The 20334-nt window shown below is 44.2% G+C and carries 20 protein-coding genes; 10 read left to right on the top strand and 10 right to left on the bottom strand.

Going from position 1 to position 20334, the window contains the following annotated elements; genetic code table 11:
• Positions 1-42 precede the first annotated feature (42 nt).
• The 3 genes from KIO97_RS25185 (at position 43) to KIO97_RS25175 (ending at position 2316) form a co-directional block, all read left to right on the top strand.
• A complete protein-coding gene (locus tag KIO97_RS25185; RefSeq protein WP_285384279.1) occupies positions 43-813 on the top strand; it encodes an ABC transporter substrate-binding protein in 771 nt (256 codons plus the stop codon).
• A gap of 81 nt (positions 814-894) precedes the next feature.
• Positions 895-1635: an ABC transporter permease gene (locus tag KIO97_RS25180; protein WP_045377857.1), complete on the top strand. Its 741-nt coding sequence runs from the start codon at positions 895-897 to the stop codon at positions 1633-1635.
• Between the two features lie 3 nt (positions 1636-1638).
• Positions 1639-2316 carry an ABC transporter permease gene (locus tag KIO97_RS25175; protein WP_138942222.1) on the top strand — a complete coding sequence of 226 codons (678 nt, stop codon included), beginning with the start codon at positions 1639-1641 and terminating at the stop codon, positions 2314-2316.
• Between the two features lie 79 nt (positions 2317-2395).
• On the opposite strand, the gene xthA is transcribed toward KIO97_RS25175, so the two are convergent.
• The 5 genes from xthA to dinG form a co-directional block, all read right to left on the bottom strand.
• Positions 2396-3202 carry an exodeoxyribonuclease III gene (gene xthA, locus KIO97_RS25170; protein WP_045373201.1) on the bottom strand — a complete coding sequence of 269 codons (807 nt, stop codon included), beginning with the start codon at positions 3200-3202 and terminating at the stop codon, positions 2396-2398.
• A 119-nt stretch (positions 3203-3321) separates the two neighbouring features.
• A complete protein-coding gene (rsmS, locus tag KIO97_RS25165; protein ID WP_005431885.1) occupies positions 3322-3486 on the bottom strand; it encodes a pleiotropic regulatory protein RsmS in 165 nt (54 codons plus the stop codon).
• Entirely contained in the window at positions 3486-4031 is a 546-nt protein-coding gene (locus tag KIO97_RS25160) for a primosomal replication protein (protein ID WP_285384278.1), read from the bottom strand. Before KIO97_RS25160 ends, rsmS begins: the two co-directional genes overlap by 1 nt.
• A complete protein-coding gene (locus KIO97_RS25155; protein WP_038889197.1) occupies positions 4028-4813 on the bottom strand; it encodes a TSUP family transporter in 786 nt (261 codons plus the stop codon). Before KIO97_RS25155 ends, KIO97_RS25160 begins: the two co-directional genes overlap by 4 nt.
• Positions 4814-4827: 14 nt before the next feature.
• Positions 4828-6903, bottom strand: a complete 2076-nt coding sequence (dinG, locus tag KIO97_RS25150; RefSeq protein WP_010649062.1) for an ATP-dependent DNA helicase DinG — start codon at positions 6901-6903, stop codon at positions 4828-4830.
• Positions 6904-7419: 516 nt separating this feature from the next.
• On the opposite strand from dinG, the gene KIO97_RS25145 reads away from it, so the two are divergent.
• Together KIO97_RS25145 and KIO97_RS25140 are read left to right on the top strand one after the other, a co-directional pair.
• Positions 7420-8403, top strand: a complete 984-nt coding sequence (locus tag KIO97_RS25145) for a porin (protein WP_285384277.1) — start codon at positions 7420-7422, stop codon at positions 8401-8403.
• Positions 8404-8667: 264 nt separating this feature from the next.
• Positions 8668-9333, top strand: coding sequence for a DUF2057 domain-containing protein (locus KIO97_RS25140; RefSeq protein WP_285384276.1), 666 nt, complete (start codon positions 8668-8670; stop codon positions 9331-9333).
• 66 nt (positions 9334-9399) lie between these two features.
• Here KIO97_RS25140 and KIO97_RS25135 read toward each other — a convergent pair whose 3' ends face one another.
• A complete protein-coding gene (locus tag KIO97_RS25135) occupies positions 9400-10110 on the bottom strand; it encodes a pseudouridine synthase (protein WP_285384275.1) in 711 nt (236 codons plus the stop codon).
• Between the two features lie 371 nt (positions 10111-10481).
• Between KIO97_RS25135 and KIO97_RS25130 the strand changes: the two genes are divergently transcribed.
• Positions 10482-12707 (top strand): NADP-dependent isocitrate dehydrogenase, encoded by a 2226-nt coding sequence (locus KIO97_RS25130; protein WP_285384274.1) that lies wholly within the window; start codon positions 10482-10484, stop codon positions 12705-12707.
• 146 nt (positions 12708-12853) lie between these two features.
• Here KIO97_RS25130 and cspD read toward each other — a convergent pair whose 3' ends face one another.
• Positions 12854-13072 carry a cold shock domain-containing protein CspD gene (cspD, locus tag KIO97_RS25125; RefSeq protein WP_005427548.1) on the bottom strand — a complete coding sequence of 73 codons (219 nt, stop codon included), beginning with the start codon at positions 13070-13072 and terminating at the stop codon, positions 12854-12856.
• 710 nt (positions 13073-13782) lie between these two features.
• On the opposite strand from cspD, the gene clpS reads away from it, so the two are divergent.
• A complete protein-coding gene (gene clpS, locus KIO97_RS25120; protein WP_005427554.1) occupies positions 13783-14103 on the top strand; it encodes an ATP-dependent Clp protease adapter ClpS in 321 nt (106 codons plus the stop codon).
• Between the two features lie 48 nt (positions 14104-14151).
• A complete protein-coding gene (gene clpA, locus KIO97_RS25115) occupies positions 14152-16422 on the top strand; it encodes an ATP-dependent Clp protease ATP-binding subunit ClpA (protein ID WP_285384273.1) in 2271 nt (756 codons plus the stop codon).
• A 190-nt stretch (positions 16423-16612) separates the two neighbouring features.
• Here the strand turns inward: clpA and infA are convergent, their stop codons facing one another.
• The 3 genes from infA to aat form a co-directional block, all read right to left on the bottom strand.
• Positions 16613-16831: a translation initiation factor IF-1 gene (gene infA, locus KIO97_RS25110; RefSeq protein WP_001040192.1), complete on the bottom strand. Its 219-nt coding sequence runs from the start codon at positions 16829-16831 to the stop codon at positions 16613-16615.
• Positions 16832-16911: 80 nt separating this feature from the next.
• On the bottom strand, positions 16912-17613 hold the full coding sequence (locus KIO97_RS25105; RefSeq protein WP_005532832.1) for an arginyltransferase: 702 nt from the start codon (positions 17611-17613) through the stop codon (positions 16912-16914).
• Positions 17610-18320 carry a leucyl/phenylalanyl-tRNA--protein transferase gene (gene aat, locus KIO97_RS25100; RefSeq protein ID WP_012127426.1) on the bottom strand — a complete coding sequence of 237 codons (711 nt, stop codon included), beginning with the start codon at positions 18318-18320 and terminating at the stop codon, positions 17610-17612. Before aat ends, KIO97_RS25105 begins: the two co-directional genes overlap by 4 nt.
• A 41-nt stretch (positions 18321-18361) precedes the next feature.
• Here aat and KIO97_RS25095 point away from each other — a divergent pair, with 41 nt between their 5' ends.
• Positions 18362-18838: a glycine zipper 2TM domain-containing protein gene (locus KIO97_RS25095; RefSeq protein WP_012127427.1), complete on the top strand. Its 477-nt coding sequence runs from the start codon at positions 18362-18364 to the stop codon at positions 18836-18838.
• Between the two features lie 160 nt (positions 18839-18998).
• Complete coding sequence (gene aroA, locus KIO97_RS25090; protein ID WP_103413407.1) at positions 18999-20279, top strand: 3-phosphoshikimate 1-carboxyvinyltransferase; 1281 nt, start codon at positions 18999-19001, stop codon at positions 20277-20279.
• Positions 20280-20334: the final 55 nt, after the last annotated feature.

Below are 20334 nucleotides of genomic sequence, written 5' to 3'. Positions count from 1 at the left end.
CAACAATCAAAACCAAATAAAAGCAATCACAGGAGTATGGAAATGAAAAAGTGGTTATTAGCAGCAACGCTTGCTGCAACAGCAGTGTCTGGTGTCGCCCAAGCGAAAGAATGGAAAACAGTTCGCTTTGGTATTGAAGGCGCTTACCCTCCGTTTAGCTGGACAGAAACGGATGGCTCTTTAAAAGGCTTCGACGTGGATATGGCGAACGCACTTTGTGAAGAGATGAAAGTGAAGTGTCAGATCGTTGCTCAAGACTGGGATGGTATTATTCCTTCTCTACTTGCTCGCAAATACGATGCAATTATCGCTGCAATGTCGATCACTGAAGAGCGTAAGAAGAAAGTAGACTTCACAGGAAAATACGCACTGATTCCAAACAAATTCATCGCCAAGAAAGGCGCAAACCTAGACTTTGATAACCTTGACGGTCAAAAAATTGCCGTTCAACGTGCAACCACTCATGATAAGTACCTAACAGATAACTACGGCGATAAAGTTGAAATCGTACGTTACGGTTCATTTGATGAAGCCTACCTAGATCTTGCTAACGGTCGTGTCGTAGCAGTACTTGGTGATGCATCAGCACTTGAAGAAGGTGTATTAAACAAAGCGGGTGGTGAAGCGTACGAATTTGTTGGTCCTTCTCTAACGGATCCTAAATGGTTCGGTGATGGCTTTGGTATTGCCGTTCGTAAGCAAGACAAAGACCTAACTAAGAAGCTAGATGCGGCTATCTTGTCACTACGTGAAAAAGGTGTTTACCAAGAAATCGCAGGTAAATACTTCAACTACGATGTTTACGGCGAGTAAGCTGTAACTAAGCGACCGTTGGCTTGTTCCTAGAAGTAGCTAACGGTCGATCTTTTGAGTTTAGGGATTAGGAACTCACCTATGCTGGATCTACAAGGATATGAAGCCTCGATCTTAAAAGGGGCTCTAGTAACCATAGAAGTCGCTGTACTTTCACTTCTTTTAGCCATGATTCTCGGTATGCTTGGTGCGTTAGCAAAACTGGCGCCTTACAAGTGGGCGAGAGCCATAGCGACACTTTACACCACCATTATTCGTGGCATTCCAGACCTCGTTTTGATGATGCTGATCTTCTTCGGTGGTCAAATTCTATTAAACAACAGTCTTTATTCGATCAATGAGACACTCAACGAGTGGTTTACTGCAAGTGACCCTAACCATGAGTGGACTTCTTACTTGCCTGATTATATTGACGTCAGCCCTTTTATTGCAGGCGTGCTGACCATTGGATTTATCTTTGGTGCTTACATGGCTGAGACGTTCCGTGGTGCGATCATGGCCGTAGACAAAGGCGAATTAGAGGCGGCAAAAGCTTATGGCATGAGTCCGGTAATGTCGTTTCGCAGAATCTTATTACCTCAAATGATTCGACATGCCTTACCTGGCTTCGGTAACAACTGGTTGGTTCTACTGAAAACGACGGCATTGGTTTCCATCATCGGTTTAGAAGACATGGTTCGCATGAGCTCATTGGCAGCAGGTACAACCAAGATGCCGTTCACCTTCTATATGGCTGTCGCGATCATCTTTTTGTTCTTTACCAGCGTTTCGACCGGTTTGCTTAAGCTGGTGGAACGTAAATTCAGTATTCACGCGAGGTAAGCCATGGATTTTTCATTGATAATTGAAAGCTTGCCGGTCTATCTTGATGGATTGTGGACGACAGTATGGCTTGTTGCGTTAGCGCTGGTGATTGGTCTATGTGTATCAATTCCCCTAGCTATCGCGCGTAACAGCACGAATTACGCATTAAGTTTGCCGTCATGGGCATTTATTTACTTTTTCCGTGGGACTCCATTGCTCGTGCAGCTCTACCTTATCTATTACGGTATGGACCAGTTCTTCCCGGTGAAAGATACACTTTGGGAAAACGCGTGGTTTTGTGCACTGGTGGCTTTCGTACTGAATACATCAGCCTATACGGCGGAAATTATTCGTGGGGCAATTAATGGTTTGCCTAAAGGTGAAGTGGAAGCCGCTAAAGCATACGGTATGAGCAAGTTTATGACTTATCGCCGCATTATTTTGCCAAGTGCTTTGCGTCGTGCATTGCCAGCTTACTCCAATGAAGTCATCTTCATGCTTCATGGCAGTGCGGTCGCGGGTATTATTACCATTATGGATCTGACAGGGGCTGCTCGTTTGGTGAACTCTCGATACTACGCACCATTTGAGTCATTCTTGACTGCGGGGCTGTTCTATATGGCATTGACCTTCATTATTTTGTGGTGTTTTAAAATGGCAGAGAAACGCTTCTTGGCATACCTAAGACCGTTAAGCTAAATCGTCACCAGCGAAATAGTGAATGAAAAGAAAAAGAGCGCCGATTGGCGCTCTTTTGGTTTTTTGGAAAGTGATTTCGCTATTGGAAAGTAGACCAGATCGGGGCGTGGTCAGAAGGCTTTTCAATACCACGTAGTTCATAATCGATATCTGATTCAACACACTTTTTCGCCAGCGATGGTGTCGCCAGAATAACGTCGATACGCAGGCCTCTATTATCATCGAAACCGCGAGAGCGATAATCAAACCATGAGAAACGGTCATTGACTTCCGGGTGCAGGTTACGGAAAGTATCTTCGAAGCCCCAATCTAATAAGGTTTTCAACCATTCACGCTCTTCCGGTTGGAATGAACATTTCCCTGTCTTCAACCAACGCTTACGGTTTGGTTCGCCAATGCCGATATCTGAATCAATTGGGCTAATATTAATGTCACCCATGACGATCAGTTGTTCATCGTTAGTGTGGTGATCATTCAGGTAAGTCATCAAATCCTTGTAAAACTGACGCTTATATGGGTATTTGGTTTCGTGAGCGATATTGTCACCTTGAGGGAAGTAACCATTTAGAACTGTTACCTTCTCACCATTCTCATCTTCAAACGTCGCCATGATCATGCGTTTTTGATGTTCTTCATTGTCGGTTGGGAAACCTTTTTGAACGCTGATCGGTTCTTGTTTGCATAGCATTGCCACACCGTAGTGGGCTTTTTGACCGTGAAAGTAAACTTTGTAGCCCATCGCCTCGACATCTTCGATAGGGAATGCTTCATCGTGTACCTTGATTTCTTGAAGACCAATCACGTCTGGTTGGTGTTTGTCGATAAGCGCTTGGAGTTGATGCAGACGCGCACGAAGTCCATTGATGTTAAAGCTAATTACTTTCATTTTTTATCCTTCTCAAGGGGCGTGTTTGCGTATGATGTTACCATTGCAACGGGAAGGTGCAAATGGTTCTCATGCAAGGGGGGAGGGAGACTAGTGAGACAAGGCCAAATTGCTAGTTGCTACTGTGCTTTAAGTTTGTTTTCCAGATCATTTTGCACGATCTTTAGCGCTTTGAGTGCAGTCTCAGGATCTATCTCGTTGGTTTCGAGCAGGTAAATTAAATCAACCGCGAGTTTGATCTCTGCTGGCGCGTCGTCGAGAGGAGATTTTGGCTGTTCTGACATTACTGGTTCTTTTCCCTATGAGTAATTTGGTTCTCTAATTTAAGCAGGGCTGCTTCGCAACGTTCTAGTCGTTGTTCGGTGGCGAGCAAGACTTTCTGAGCCTCTGCTCTAGCAAAGCTTGGTGCCATTTCGACCGCTCTTTGCTTCTCTAATACCATTTCGCGTAAACGGCGAGCCCACTCTTGATGCTGTGCCAATTCCTGGTACATCACATTGATGGGTTTTCGGAAGTGGCTGCTGTGCTTGATTTCACCTTTACGAATCTTAGTCGTGGAAATTTCACGTTGAATCGCGGTGATTTGTGCTACCAGACGCTCTGTTAAGTACTCAGCTCGAAGGGCTGTGAGCTTTCCTTCATTTTGCTCGCGGATAATAGCATCCAGTGTTGCATTTGCCTCTTTAACACATGGCGTAAGCAAACGAGAACGGCAATGAAACAAGCGCTCACCAAAAAGTGGAACATGATGTTCGCCGCGTTGGCGATCAAGCATGGCTGCTTGATTAGACATCTGATTTAAGTTTTCAGAAAGCTGTTTAATGTTCATGTTAATCCCACAAACCACGCGTCATAGGCAAGTTTTATCGCCAACACACTGACCACAGTGACAAACACTGGGCGAATGAATTTGGAGCCAAACCGAATAGCGGAATGTGCGCCAACAAAAGCGCCAGCCATTAAACAGACTCCCATGGTTAAGCCTAGCACCCAGTTGATATGACCTAAAACAGCAAAAGTGATGAGAGAAGTAAAGTTGCTGGTGAAGTTCATTGCTTTTGCTAGGCCTGACGCAAGCAAGATGTTCAATCGATAAAGTGCCATCGAGCTTACTGTCCAAAAAGCACCAGTACCAGGGCCTGCTAGACCATCATAAAAGCCAATCGTAAACCCCTGTGCATACTGTTTTTTATTTAACATTGGGCACGGCTCTGGTGTTGGGCTCTGATGTGTTGATTGCGGTGTTTTGTGGAATACGGTGTACATGGCGGCCGCAAGAATAATAAGAGGTAAAACCTTCTCTAACCATTCTGTACTAATAGCATCAACAAACAGCGTTCCTAATGTCGCGCCAATGAGGGTTGCTACAAACGCTCTTCCCCAGCACTGTGGTTTGAACAAGCGCTTTCTATAATAAGTAAAGGCGGCAGTGGAAGAAGCAAAAGATGCAGCTAGTTTGTTGGTTCCTAATGCAATATGTGGCGGAAGTCCTAACGATAGCAAAGCGGGGACAGTAAGCATGCCTCCGCCACCGGCTACAGCATCAATAAATCCAGCAACAAAAGCGACTAGCGCCAAGACCAACAGCATGGTTGGCTCAATCATTTCCATAAATAGTTATTCTTCTAATATTCGATCTTGCGTTTAAACGGCGGAAGCGAGTCAATTAAAGCTTGCCCGTAGCGTTTTGTTACTAAACGTCTATCAAGGATGGTCACTCTACCAGAATCGCGTTCTTTGCGCAGTAAACGACCGACACTTTGAATCAGCTTTTTGCTCGCATCGGGAACGGTGATCTGCATAAACGGGTTTCCTCCTTTCTTCTCTATGTATTCCGAGTGAGCCTGTTCTACCGGAGAAGTAGGGACTCCAAATGGAATCTTAGTGATGATGAGGTTTTCTAGTAGTTCACCCGGTAAATCAAGGCCTTCTGAGAAGCTTCCTGTACCGAAAAGAATGCTAGTTTTCTGCTGTTCTACGAGTTTTTTATGTTTTTTTAGAATTTCTGCACGTGAACTTTCGCCTTGAACTTGTAGTGCCCAGCCTCGTTTTATGAAGTCTGAACTTAACGCATCCGCCACTTGGTTCATTTGCCAATAAGAGGAGAATAATACTAAGTTTGCTTTGTTGTCTTCTAAATACTTAGGCAAAATTTCAATAAGATATTCGGTAAATTGCGGCGCTTGAGGCTCGTACCTCATTGCTGGAATCAAAAGCTCGGCTTGGTTTTGATAGTCGAACGGAGAAGCCAATGCTAAGAACTGAGTGCCAGACTCAGGTTTTGCATCGACACCAACTTGATGACAGAAATAGTTGAACGAGTTCAGAGCTCGCATTGTCGCAGATACGAGGACTGCACCAATACAGCGGCTCCAGATTTGTTGATCGAGTTGCCAGCCAATCTCTAGTGGAGAAACACTAACAATGTAATCGCCTTCTCGGTCTGGGTGTTTTTCCAGCCATCTGGCCAAAGGGGCACCTTTGTCGCGGGTAGGCTCTGCCATCAGATTCCACACCTGTGCAAGGTTTTCCAGGCGCTGAATGTAAAAACCCAATTCAGCGAGTGCTGGTTCTGCTAACCTTGATGAAAGTTCGCCATCTTTAACTCTTTCAGCAATAAGATCGGCGATCTTCGCAACACTTTGGTTTGCTTTTTTACTCAGTTGTTTGAGGTCTTTAGATTGGTTTTCTAACCACTCTGGCAGCTCACCATGTTCAAAGCGATAAATGTTTTCTTCAAACTGTGCAGGATCGAACTGTTTGGTTAGTTGGCTTAGTGCTGGGATGAGCTCTTGCACCGATTCCTGCAAATCATTGCGAAAACGCGCGACACGTTTCTCGTCTGCTAGAGATGAAAACTTACTGGTCGATTGATTAAGCTTTTCCAACCAAGCCGCTGCACCTTTCAAACTCGCAGAGGCGGATGCATGGTCGCGAGCGACATGGGGTAGGTGGTGGGCCTCGTCAAACACATAAATCGTGTTTTCAGGTTCAGGGAGAATCACGCCACCGCCTAAATCAGCATCAGCCATCACTAAAGAATGGTTCGCAATGATGACGTCATTCTTGTCTAACTCTGAGCGAGCTTTCTGAAAAGGGCAGTTTCGATGGGCTGGTAAGCTGTTATTGCAGCTGTGCTTATCACTCACAATAAGCTGCCATAGACGATCATCTATTGGTTTTGGCCAAGAGTCACGGTCGCCATCCCACTTACCTTGAGCAAGAGAACGATACATGGTCTCTAGGAGTTCGATGTCTTTTTTCTTAGGCTTGGTCTCAAACATTGCGAGCTGGCCACCATCCACACCACTGGCTGTAGCAAGCTTTTCTGCGCAGCAATAGCGTTGACGCCCTTTAGCAAGAATAAAAGAAAACTCTCGATCCGTAATTCGGCGGAAAAGAGGGAGGTCTTTATTCACCAATTGCTCTTGCAAGGCCACTGTCGCGGTTGAAATCACCACTTTGCGGTTGTTGTAAACCGCGACAGGAATCGCCGCCATTAAATAGGAGAGTGATTTACCGATACCGGTTCCTGCCTCGGCTACCAGCATTCGATTTGATTTGTGGTATTGCCCGCATAGCGTTTTTGCGATCTCAGCGACGAGGTAGTTTTGTGCTCGTCTCGGAACAAAGTTATCCAGTTGAGCTTGCAAGTTCTGATAACTGGTTCGAATCGATTTTTGGATGTTACTGGTTAGCATACGGGCCTCAAGTGCGTTGGAGGCGCATAGTAGCACACATCACTGGTTCGACAGTAGTTCACAAAATGGAATGCTTTTGTGCGGAATGTAGATCTTGTTCACAAAAAAATATTGAACTCCAACTAAATGAAAATAATTTCATTAGGCGAAAAATATAAAGCTTCAAAAATGCCATTAATGTAGTTGGATGTTCTGTTTTATTATGTGATTTTGCAATTTAAAGGTGTTTTGTGTTTGTTGTTTATGAATCACTAAATTAAGAAAAATCAAGTTTGTAGTTTAGAACTTCATCGAATAATTTAAATGTAAATTTTTAAATTATTGTTTTTAAAGTATATTTTTGTTCTTTGATATTTCTATTTAGAAAATTTGACAGGCAGAATAATCTTTTGCACTCTAGTGCCCAGATTTTGCAGACCAATCATTGTTACGTTTCGATAACAAGCGGTTTCAAAAATATAAAAAAAGGGAATCGGACAAGGATATCCCGAACTAAGAAAAGGCAGTGGATTAATTATGAAAAAGACTCTAGTAGCTCTAGCAGTAGCAGGCATCTCTACGTCTGCACTAGCAGCAGGCAACATCTACGACAACGGTACGACTTCTTTCAACCTTAAAGGTGAGATCGATACTTACGTAAGTACTGTAGAAGGCAAGGAAAACGGCGCAACTACAACTAAACGTGATGTAGACGTTGATCTTTGGGCTAAGATTCAAATCGATTCTGAGCACAAACTAAACGAAGACGTAACTCTATTCGGCTCATTTGAGCTAGAAAACGGTGAGTTCTTCGATAAAGACAGCAGCTCTGACCACGCTCGCGTACGTACAGATGACCTATACTTCGGTGCTTACTTCGGTGACAACTGGGGTGTGGCTCTAGGTGAAGTTGGTGACTTCGGTGACTCTCTAGACGCAATCACTATCGACAACACCAACGAAGGTCTTGGTTACGTTGATGATTTCGTAAAATCAAAAGAAAGTGCTGGTCACGCTGTTTCAGTTAAAGGTAGCTTCGACAAGCTAACTGTTATCGCTGATGCATACCTAGATCAAAACGAGAAAATTGACACTGCATTCGGTCTATCTGCACAATACGCAATCAACGAAATGTTCACTGTTGGTGCTTCTTACCAAGATCAAGAGAACCGTGACGTTGCTGGTACTGATTACCAAGTAATGGGTGCAGCTGTTCGTTTCAACATGGACAACTTCTCTGCTGCAGTTAACTACGTTGCTGAAGAACTAAACAAAGCTGACCAAGATACATGGTCTGCAGTAGCTGCTTACCAAATGAACGAAGCACGCGTTTACACTTCATTTGGTTTCACTGAGTACGAAGGTGACCACGACCAGTCTTACTACACGTTTGGTGCTGACTATGCTGTAACTGGCAATGTTCTAACGTTCATCGAATACACTGCAAGCGAAAACGACGAGAAAAACGTTTCTAAGAAAGAAGCTGACCTAGTTGTTGCTGGTGTTTACTACACGTTCTAATCTCAGAACTTAAGTAGATATAGTAAAGGTCGCATTTATTGCGGCCTTTTTTATATTAAAAGCTTGTATCTCCTTAGGTACCTGAAAGCATGAACCAAGTGAGTACATGAAGATTTATGAGACTTGAATGCGTTTACCAATTATCTACAGTCAATGATGTAGAAATGGTTGGCTTTTCAGCAATGATTTCCTCAAACTGTGATGAATGGTAAGCGACATTTAACTCTTTTGATGTAATTAATTGAATTTTAAGGTTATTAGGATATGAGACTAAAAGCTTGGACTGTAGCATTTGTACTTGGAGTGTTTGGTACAACAGCGAACGCAGACACAACAAATAGAGCTGATACTTCAGCAACCCTAACCACCGCTCAAGGCGTTCAAGTGCTGTTTGTAAATGGCGTTAGCGCGGATGACTTGAGTGAACCGTTTGGTCTTGTTGATGGCTCTAACCAAGTAGTTTTAAAAGTAAACAAAGCGATTGGGCGTGGCGATAAACGTACCCAAGTTTACTCTGCACCATACATTCTTGGTTTTAGTTCTGGCGCGGGTGAGCTTTATATTGATGCGCCATCTTTTAGAGAAAAACGTCAGGCAGACAAGCTGTTTGAGCAAGATAAAATGGACTGGAAAGTGAGTTTCAACGATAAGTCTATTGATTACTCGCAATATAAAATGCCAGGTGAGAAAGGCGCGTTCCCTTATTCAAACCTTGATGAGCAACTAGCGGTGTACAATGAAGCTAATGGCGTTTTCTTTGCAAACGGTAAGAGAGTCGAATTGTCTGAGCTACAAGCAGCGACGGCTGTAACAGCAACCAGTAAAAGCGCGCAAAGAGTAAAATCACCCGTAACAAAAGCGAAGATTGCTTACCTAGAAATGACAGACGAAGAACGTCAAGCATTCATGAAGTGGGTTGCTCAACAATAATCGTTATTAGTGACGACAAAAACTAAAAAAAGCAGGCGTAGACCTGCTTTTTATATTTTTTGATGTTTAAAACGAGAGTTTGATTTCTCGCCACTCTCCTGGCTTTAAATCGTCAAGAGCAATACCGCCCATCGAGTAACGAACTAAACGCAGTGTTGGGAAGCCAATGTGCGCGGTCATACGTCTTACCTGACGGTTTCTCCCTTCTATAATAGTGATAGCTAACCAAGTAGTCGGAATGTTTGCTCGAAAGCGGACAGGCGGAGTTCTTTCCCAGATCTCTGGCTCAGGCATCACTTCTACTTTTGCTGGCAATGTCATGCCATCTTTCAATTCAACGCCTTTACGTAGTTTCTCTAAATCCTCTTCATTCGGAGCGCCGTCTACTTGCACCCAATACGTCTTTGGTGACTTTGATTGAGGTTGGGTCAACTTAGCCTGCAGAATGCCGTCGTTAGTGAGCACCATCAAACCTTCGCTGTCTCTGTCTAATCGGCCTGCCGCATAAACATCTTTTACAGGAATATAATCAGCTAGCGTTTTACGGCCATCGCCATCAGTAAATTGGCTTAACGTGTCATAGGGCTTATTGAAAATGACCACCTTACGATCTTCGGGTGCAATACGCGGTTTAGCGGATTTTGAAAAACGGGTAGGGCGACTAGGTCGATTTTTAGCCTGTCCATTTGAATGATTTGGCTTACCAGAGCGTTTAAAATGGCTCGGTTTAGAATGGTTACTACGGCGACCTTTTTCATGACCCGTGCGAGATGACATGTTAACTACCTTGCAAAAATGTAAATGAACTGTGTTTGAAAGTTTTATGTTTTCTTCTTATCGGCTATCATTTGCGCGCCTAAAACTAACAAAAGTGCACAGAATAATAGACTATTTCGTGTTATTTGTTTAATGATATAGCCAAGTTGCTTTTAGTGAGGTGTTTTTGCAAAAGAACTTCATGAAAGCAAACTTGGCACAAAGTGCACTCATGGATAGAGAGCCATAGAGCTTCAAACTATAAGAAAGAGTGCAAACCGCATGTCGCGTTGGTGAGGAGGAATGCACTACTAACGCTAAGCACTGCGTAAATTCAACGAACTCAGTTGCTGAGTTGTTCAGCTTAGTTGAGTAAAAAATAGGGAAATTTCATGCCTACAGAAAAACCTACAATTATCTACACAATCACTGATGAAGCCCCGGCGTTAGCAACCTATTCATTACTACCAATCATTCAATCGTTTACTGCATCGTCTGGCATTAATGTAGATACTCGTGATATTTCGTTAGCAGGTCGTATCATCGCTAACTTCCCAGAGCATTTAAAAGAAGAGCAGCGCATCGGTGACGCGCTAGCAGAACTTGGCGAGTTGGCGAAAACGCCAGAAGCAAACATCATCAAACTTCCAAACATCTCTGCATCTATCCCGCAGTTAAAAGCTGCTATTAAAGAGTTGCAAGCGAAAGGCTACGAGCTACCAAACTACCCAGAAGAGCCAAGCACTTACGAAGAAGAAGCGATCAAAGCGACTTACGACAAAATCAAAGGTAGTGCGGTTAACCCAGTTTTGCGTGAAGGTAACTCAGACCGTCGTGCACCACTTTCAGTGAAGAACTACGCAAAGAAAAACCCGCATTCAATGGGCGCGTGGTCAGCAGACTCTCAATCTCACGTTGCAAGCATGGCTGACAACGATTTCTTCGGTAGTGAAAAATCGACGACTATCTCAGGTGCTACCGACGTTAAAATCGAATTTGTTGCTGCTGATGGTTCGGTAAAAGAACTTAAATCAGCATTCCCTCTGCAAGATAAAGAAGTGATCGATTGTTCAGTAATGAACAAGAAAGCGCTTGTTGAGTTCTTCGAGAAAGAAATTGCAGAAGCAAAACAGCAAGATGTACTGCTCTCTCTACATATGAAAGCAACCATGATGAAGGTATCGGACCCAGTTATCTTCGGTCACGCGGTTAAGGTTTACTACAAAGACGTATTTGCGAAATACGGTAAGCTGTTTGAAGAGCTAGGCGTTGATGTAAACAACGGTATCGGTGACGTATATGCGAAGATTGAAGCGCTACCTGCAGAACAAAAAGCAGAAATCGAAGCAGCTATTCTTGCGGTATACGAAACGCAACCAGCACTAGCTATGGTGGATTCAGATCGCGGTATTACTAACCTACACGTGCCAAGCGATATCATTGTTGATGCTTCTATGCCTGCAATGCTGCGTGCTTCTGGCCAAATGTGGGGACCAGACGGCAAGCAGAAAGATACGAAAGCAATGATTCCAGATCGTAGCTACGCGGGTATTTACCAAGCGGTGATCGACTTCTGTAAAGAGCACGGTGCGTTTGACCCAACAACAATGGGTAGCGTTCCAAACGTCGGTCTAATGGCCCAAAAAGCTGAAGAGTACGGTTCTCACGACAAGACCTTCATCTTAGATGCAGCGGGCAGTGTGCGTGTTGTAGATGCTTCTGGTGCGGTTCTTCTTGAACAAGCGGTAGAAGAAGGTGACATCTTCCGTATGTGTCAGGTGAAAGACGCGCCAATTCAAGACTGGGTGAAGCTTGCTGTTACTCGTGCTCGTGCTTCAGGTGCTCCAGCGGTATTCTGGCTAGACGAAGCTCGTGCTCACGATGCAGAACTTATCAAGAAAGTAAATGCGTACCTTCCTGAACACGACACTTCAGGTTTAGAGATCAAGATCCTGGCACCAATCGACGCATGTAAATTCTCTCTAGAGCGTATCAAAGAAGGTCTAGACACCATTTCAGTAACAGGCAACGTACTTCGTGACTACCTAACTGATTTGTTCCCAATTCTGGAGCTTGGTACTTCTGCGAAGATGCTATCTATTGTGCCACTAATGAACGGTGGTGGTTTATTTGAAACGGGTGCAGGTGGTTCAGCACCTAAACACGTTCAACAGGTAGAAAAAGAAAACCACCTACGTTGGGATTCTTTGGGTGAATTCCTTGCACTTGCGGCGTCGCTTGAGCACCTAAGCACGGTTGCTGGCAATGCAAAAGCACAGGTACTTGCCGATGCACTTGATAAAGCAACGGGTGAGTTCCTAGACAACAACAAGTCACCATCACGTAAAGTTGGTGAGTTGGATAACCGTGGTAGCCACTACTACCTTGCGTCTTACTGGGCGAAAGCACTCGCTGAGCAAACGGCAGATGCTGATCTAGCGGCTGAGTTTGTGCCAGTAGCAGCCGCGCTTGCGCAGCAAGAAGAAGCGATTGTTTCCGAGCTAAACAATGCACAGGGTGTGAAAGGTGAGCTAGGCGGTTACTATTCACTGGATGATGCGCTAGCTTCTAAATTGATGCGCCCGAGCGCAACGCTGAACGCAATCATCAATAAATAACCTTGTACGCGCTATTTCGGTAGCGCGTAGTTAAGACTTATAAAAACAATAAACCCGCTTTACGCGGGTTTATTTTTCTCTTCATGAAACCAGATAATTTGTGCTTTCACGAGAGCAAATGGTTTGTCTTTCCGACAGCGCTCGATTTATTTGGCTTGGCCTTCTATTGGCACTACGCTACTTGCGTGTGAACCTTTTGGCCCTTTTTCAATCTCGTATGAGACTTGTTGGCCTGCTTTCAGTGTACGATAACCGTCCATTTGGATAGTTGAGTAGTGGGCGAAAATGTCTCCTTCCTCTTCGTCTGAACAAATAAACCCAAATCCCTTGGCATTGTTAAACCACTTTACTGTACCTGTAGCCATGCTTTTACATCCCTCATGCATTTTTTACTGATGTTGTTACTTCTCCAAGCTATCCCTTTAGCTTGACCTCATTGTTAGCCGTTGCTTTGTTGGTAATTGCTAACACACGTCGAGTGAGCATATCCATATTCATCAGGGTGTTAGAAAACCAACAAACCCAGAATGAGGATTTATGCATCAACACATTCCACTGTAGTCAATGAATCTCGACAGTCAATAGTGAAAGACAACAATCAGAAACATATTTGAAAACAAATCACTTTTGAGATTAACAACTTTGCAAAGTTATTTATGGCTGTTTGCCGAAGTTTAGTGAAAATCTCTGTAAGGTTCTGATATAAGGAAGATGAATACTAGATGTGAAGATTACATTAGAAGATTCTACTGAATGAATAAAAAGTACGGTTTTCGTGATATTTAGTGTTTTTTCCCTGTAACTGTGATCTTGGCAGAATAAGAGAGGGTAATGACAGAAGATGAAGTGTGTCGAATATTTGTGAATCTAACGGCAAAAATATCGCGCCTCAGTGATAAAAATCTTTTATTTGCGCGCCTGCCGGAGGTGCATTAGTCTCTATATGAGGACGCAAATTTTATCTATCAAATTCGAATTAGGTGCCATATCTCACTACACCGCATGGTATGCTTATGGTAGATTGTTTTTATAGGTCGAAAACATCAACCCTTTGATACGATATCTTTGAATTGCCATGAGTAAAAATTTTGAATGGGTGACTCCAGACTCTGATCTTCTGGAGAGAGAAAGTACAAAAGTTCAGCCACCAAAGCTATATAACGTTGTACTCAACAATGATGACTACACACCTATGGATTTCGTCATAGAGGTACTTGAGCGATTCTTTTCACACGATATTGATAAAGCAACGCAAATCATGCTCAAGATTCACTATGAAGGAAAGGCAATTTGTGGCACATACAGTGCAGAAATTGCTGAAACAAAAGTAGCGCAAGTGACGATGTACTCAAGGGAAAATGAGCATCCGCTACTATGTACTATGGAGCAAGCGTAATAAGAAGACTTGCTCGAGCAACCCAAGTTGTTCTTTCGGGAGGTACTTATGCTAAATAAAGAACTAGAGTCAAGCCTTAACGGTGCATTCGCTCGTGCACGTGATAAACGCCACGAGTTCATGACTGTCGAACACCTCCTACTTGCATTATTAGAAAATGATGCAGCTAAGGAAGCCCTTCTAGCCTGCAAAGCGGACCTTGATGCTTTGCGAAATGAACTCGATATTTTTATCGACCAAACAACGCCGCTCATCCCGGAAAGTGATGAGACGCGCGAAACCCAGCCGACATTGAGTTTCCAGCGTGTACTTCAACGCGCCGTCTTCCATGTTCAGTCGTCTGGTCGCAGTGAAGTGACTGGGGCAAACGTCCTCGTTGCTATTTTCAGTGAGCAAGAGTCTCACGCTGCTTACCTACTTAAAAAGAACGATATCTCTCGTTTGGACATTGTTAACTTTATTTCTCACGGCATCACTAAAGCATCGGGTTCAAGTGAAGATTCCTCTTCATCTGATTCGTTTGGCTCAGAAGCACCTGAAGAAACCAACCCAGAAGAGCGTCTGGAAAGCTTTGCAACGAACCTAAACCAAGTTGCGAAAGCGGGTAATATCGACCCATTGATTGGCCGTGACAAAGAGCTTGAGCGCACGATTCAAGTGCTGTGCCGTCGTCGTAAGAACAACCCATTACTTGTGGGTGAAGCTGGCGTAGGTAAAACGGCTATCGCGGAAGGTCTTGCGTGGAGAATTGTAGAAGGCCAAGTGCCTGAAGTGATTCAAAATAGTGTGATTTATTCCTTAGATATCGGTTCTCTATTGGCTGGCACTAAATACCGTGGTGATTTTGAGAAACGCTTTAAGTCAGTTTTGAAGCAGCTTGAGAAAGAAGAAGATGCGATTCTGTTCATTGATGAAATTCATACCATCATCGGTGCGGGTGCAGCTTCTGGCGGTCAAGTTGACGCTGCTAACCTGATCAAACCTCTACTGAGTAGCGGTAAGTTGCGTTGTATCGGTTCAACGACGTACCAAGAGTACAGCAACATCTTTGATAAAGAACGCGCGCTATCTCGCCGTTTCCAAAAGATCGATGTAGTAGAGCCTTCTTTGGATGATACGACGAAGATTTTGATTGGCCTTAAGCCTAAGTACGAAGCTCACCACGAAGTGCGTTACACCAACAAAGCATTGCGTGCTGCTGTAGAGCTATCAGCGAAGTACATTAACGAACGTCATCTACCAGATAAAGCCATTGATGTGATTGATGAGGCGGGTGCACGTAGCCGTCTAGCACCAGCAAGTCGTCGTAAGAAAACGGTCGGCGTAGCAGACATCGAAGCGATGGTTGCGAAAATGGCTCGTATTCCAGAGAAATCAGTGTCGTCTTCAGACAAAGACATTCTGAAGAATCTGGATGATAAGATGAAGATGCTTGTATTCGGTCAAGATACGGCGATTGATGCGCTGTCTGAAGCCATTAAGTTATCTCGTGCTGGTCTTGGCGTGGATAACAAACCTGTTGGTTCATTCTTGTTTGCGGGCCCTACAGGGGTTGGTAAAACAGAAGTTACTGTTCAGCTTTCTAAGTTGCTTGGTATCGAACTTCTTCGCTTCGATATGTCTGAGTACGGCGAACGTCATTCAGTCAGCCGCCTAATCGGTGCGCCTCCTGGCTACGTGGGCTATGACCAAGGTGGTCTGTTGACTGACGCTGTGCTTAAGCATCCACACTCAGTGGTTCTGCTTGATGAAATCGAGAAAGCACACCCAGATATCTTTAACTTGCTACTGCAAGTGATGGATAACGGTACGCTAACAGATAACAATGGTCGTAAAGCTGACTTCCGAAATGTCATTCTTGTTATGACAACCAACGCGGGTGTGGCAGAGACAGAGAAGAAATCTATCGGTCTTATCCAACAAGATAATAGTCATGACGCGATGGCGGAAATCAAGAAGGTGTTCACACCAGAATTCCGTAACCGTCTAGATAATATCATTTGGTTCAATAGCCTAGATGAAGCGGTGATCCACCAAGTGGTTGATAAGTTCATCGTGGAGCTTCAAGTTCAATTGGATGCTCGAGGCGTATCAATGGAAGTGTCGCAGGATGCTCGTCATTGGTTGGCACACAAAGGTTATGACAAAGCGATGGGCGCGCGTCCAATGGGACGTGTTATCCAAGAGCAGCTTAAGAAACCTTTGGCGAATGAACTTCTGTTCGGCTCATTGGTTGACGGTGGTACAGTGAAGGTAACGCTAGTGAAAGACGAGCTTAAGTTTGAATACCTAAGCGAGAAAGAAGCAGCACTTCACTAATTCTTTGTTGAAATCTATGTTAAAAGCGTGCGCTTAGGCGTGCGCTTTTTTGTGTCTGCAAGAATGGAGCAAGCCTGAGCCTGTGGAGTGTATTGAAACTCCCAAAAATAAGCTTAGTATTGAGAGCAAAAACAGACAATAAAAAACGGAGCCTTGAGCTCCGTTTTTTATTGTATTCGAAAATCAGAGATTAACGAGCACGGAAGACGATGCGGCCTTTAGAAAGGTCGTATGGAGTCATCTCTACAGTTACTTTATCACCAGTAAGGATACGGATGTAGTTCTTACGCATCTTGCCAGAGATGTGTGCAGTCACAACGTGACCGTTTTCAAGTTCAACGCGGAACATGGTGTTTGGTAGAGTGTCAAGCACAGTGCCTTGCATCTCAATTACGTCTTCTTTAGCCATTTAATCCTCTTTAGAAATTAGGCGGTATTAGCGCGCTTATTCTGCCGCTAAACAGTAATTATGTAAACTTGGGGCGTATTCTACCCTTGCCAACGCTGATTTACTAGCCTTTGGTGTCGTTGAAAACGAGTTTTGTAGTTCATCGCTGGACATTCATCGATCTGATAACCCAAATATAGCCAATGTTTATTCTCTCGTTGGCAATATTCGAGCTGGAAAAGTACCCCTAACGTCCCGAGAGATAAAGGATAGTCCGGATCGAAGAAGGTATAAAACGCACTTGCACATTTATCCATTATATCGGTAACGGCAACCGCGAGAAGTCGATCACTCTCGTCATAAATATGGAGAAATCCAGTGGTCAACCAAGTTGTTTGAGCGAACCGAGCAAACTCATCCTCTCTTGGTGGAAACATAGTGCCGTCTTTGTGTCGTTCACAGATATAGCGGCTGTAAAGGTCAAACCAATCTGGATCGAGCTCAGGTTTCATCTCCCAATGTAACGCCTTTCCTTTGCTCTGCAAACGCTTTTGGCTTTTTGAAGGGATGAAGTCAGGTACCGCAATTCGTATAGGTTGACATGCGTTGCAGTGCTGACAATGAGGCTTATAAATAGTATCGCCGCTGCGTCGAAAACCGTTGGCCATCAAAACTTGATAGTTGTCTTCTGTATGTAAGTTTTCGTCTAGCGCGACAGCCACTCGCTCTTCACGTTCAGGTAGGTAACTGCATGGATGGTTATTAGTTAATCCGATACGAATGTGCTGGAGATCTGTGCTCATGATACTGCGCCTTGCAAAACCTGTGGTTCAAACGTACCCAAATTAATGTTCCTGTCTCTTAAAGATAGTAGTTTTTGTACAAAGTCGTCACGCTCCAGCTCAAACGCGCCAAGTGAGGCCAGATGCGGATTCATTACTTGGCAATCAATTAATTGACCTTGGTTTGACGCCAAGTGCTCGCATAGATACCACAATGCGATTTTCGACGCGTTGTCTTTAAGGCTAAACATCGACTCACCACAAAAAAGTTGGCCGACGCTAATGCCGTACAAGCCGCCAATTAACTTCTCATCGTGCCATACTTCTACTGAGTGGCAGTGTCCGCGTCTCGCAAGCTCAATGTATGATGTCTGCATCTCTTCATTGAGCCAAGTTTCTTCTGCTGAGCGAGTTGAAGAGCATAATTGAATTACTCGTTCGGTTGCATTGTTTAGCGTTACTTTATACTGTTGTTTACGTTGAAACTTTTTCAAGCTTTTGGAAGGCTTAAATGCCAAAGGGTCAAAAACGGCTCGTGGAGATGGGCTCCACCATAGAATCGGCTCTCCCGGCCCATACCAAGGGAAAATGCCCTGATGATAGCCGTTTAGAATGCGATCAGGGTTAAGATCGCCGCCAAAAGCCAGCAAGCCATTTGGGTCATTCAATGCGTCGTATGGCGACGGAAAAGAATGTGAATCACCAAGTTCAGTTAAATAGATAGCCATAAAGAAAACTTTACCAACATCAGAGCCTATAGGAGCTTATTATGAGCGGAGTAAAACTTAATATAAAACGATGGGCATGGATCATACTGTTTTTGCCATTTTTCGCCAATGCAGCCTATGAAAGAAATGTAGCAAAGCCAGTTAACCAAGTGGTGTATGGCAAAGTCGATTCGGTGCGATACATTACACAGCAAGAGGTGAAGCAATCTCAAAGCAACGGATGGGAGACCTTACTAGGGGCGACGATCGGTGGTTTAGTCGGCAATCAATTTGGTGGTGGCACGGGTAAAGAAGTGGCGACGGCTGTTGGTGCATTGGCTGGTGCGGCGGTGGTGAGAAATCGCAGCAATTATGAATACACGGTTGAATACAAACTCGTTGAACTATTGATCAAGGTTGATGGCAACAAACTGATCAACGTCATTCAAGATGTTGATAACAGCATGTTGTTTAATCGAGGTGATGAGGTGCGCATCCTGTATTTTGATGATGGTGTAAGGGTTGATATCGCTTATTAAGCCAACGTTTGCACTGCAAAACCTAAGCTGACTAATTATTCAAAAATTAGCATGGATTTACTCTGGTTTTGTGGTGGTTTTTTCGTTAGTCTGAATTCACGAAGAATTGTTTAGCTCTCAAAAACCTTGAAGTGAGGGCACAAAGGATTATCAACTTTTAATGGAAAGCCTAACGTTACAACCTATCAATAAAATTCAAGGGGAAGTGAACCTTCCTGGATCAAAAAGCGTTTCCAATCGAGCGTTACTGCTTGCTGCACTAGCAAAAGGTACGACTCGTTTGACCAACCTTCTCGACAGTGATGATATTCGCCACATGTTGAACGCTCTGACTAAACTCGGTGTTCAGTACCAATTGTCTGAGGACAAAACGGAATGTGTCGTAGAAGGTCTTGGTCGCCCATTTTCTGTCTCTGAACCTGTAGAGCTCTTTTTGGGTAATGCAGGTACAGCAATGCGTCCACTTGCTGCAGCCCTATGCTTAGGCGAAGGTGAATACGTTCTGACTGGCGAACCTAGAATGAAGGAACGCCCAATTGGTCACTTAGTAACGGCCCTAAAAGCGGCTGGCGCGGACGTAACGTATCTGGAAAATGAAAACTACCCACCACTAAAAATCGTAGGTACTGGACTTAAGTCGGGCTCTGTATCGATTGATGGTTCGATTTCTAGCCAATTCCTGACGGCATTTTTGATGTCGGCGCCGTTGGCAGAAGGTGACATTCGCATCAACATCGAAGGTGAACTGGTTTCGAAACCATACATTGATATCACGCTGCACATCATGAAACAGTTTGGTGTGGATGTGATCAACAACGATTACCAAGAATTTGTGATTCCTGCGGGTCAACAGTATGTCGCTCCGGGTGACTTCTTGGTTGAAGGTGATGCATCATCTGCTTCTTACTTCTTGGCGGCAGCAGCCATCAAAGGTGGTGAAGTGAAAGTCACTGGCATTGGTAAAAACAGTATCCAAGGTGATATCCAATTCGCTGATGCGCTTGAAAAAATGGGTGCAGATATCGAATGGGGTGATGATTACGTTATCTCTCGTGTCGGCCAGCTGAAAGGCATCGATATGGACTACAACCATATTCCAGATGCGGCAATGACCATTGCGACAACAGCACTGTTTGCCGAAGGTACAACGGCGATTCGCAACGTGTACAACTGGCGTGTAAAAGAGACTGACCGTTTATCCGCTATGGCGACTGAGCTACGCAAAGTTGGCGCAGAGGTGGAAGAGGGCGAAGATTACATTATTGTGAAGCCTGTACCACAGCTTACGCACGCTGCGATTGACACATACGACGATCACCGAATGGCGATGTGTTTCTCGCTGGTAGCGCTAAGCGACACGCCTGTGACGATTAACGATCCCAAGTGTACGTCCAAGACGTTCCCGGATTACTTCGATAAGTTGAAAGCGTTGAGCTGTTAATTCGTCTTATATGAAAGAGAAAAGCCAGAGTGAGAACTCTAATGCCGTTCGGATA

The organism is Vibrio sp. B181a, assembly GCF_030248375.1.
In the GTDB taxonomy this organism is placed as follows: domain Bacteria; phylum Pseudomonadota; class Gammaproteobacteria; order Enterobacterales; family Vibrionaceae; genus Vibrio; species Vibrio campbellii.
This window is presented reverse-complemented; position numbering and strand designations above follow the sequence as displayed.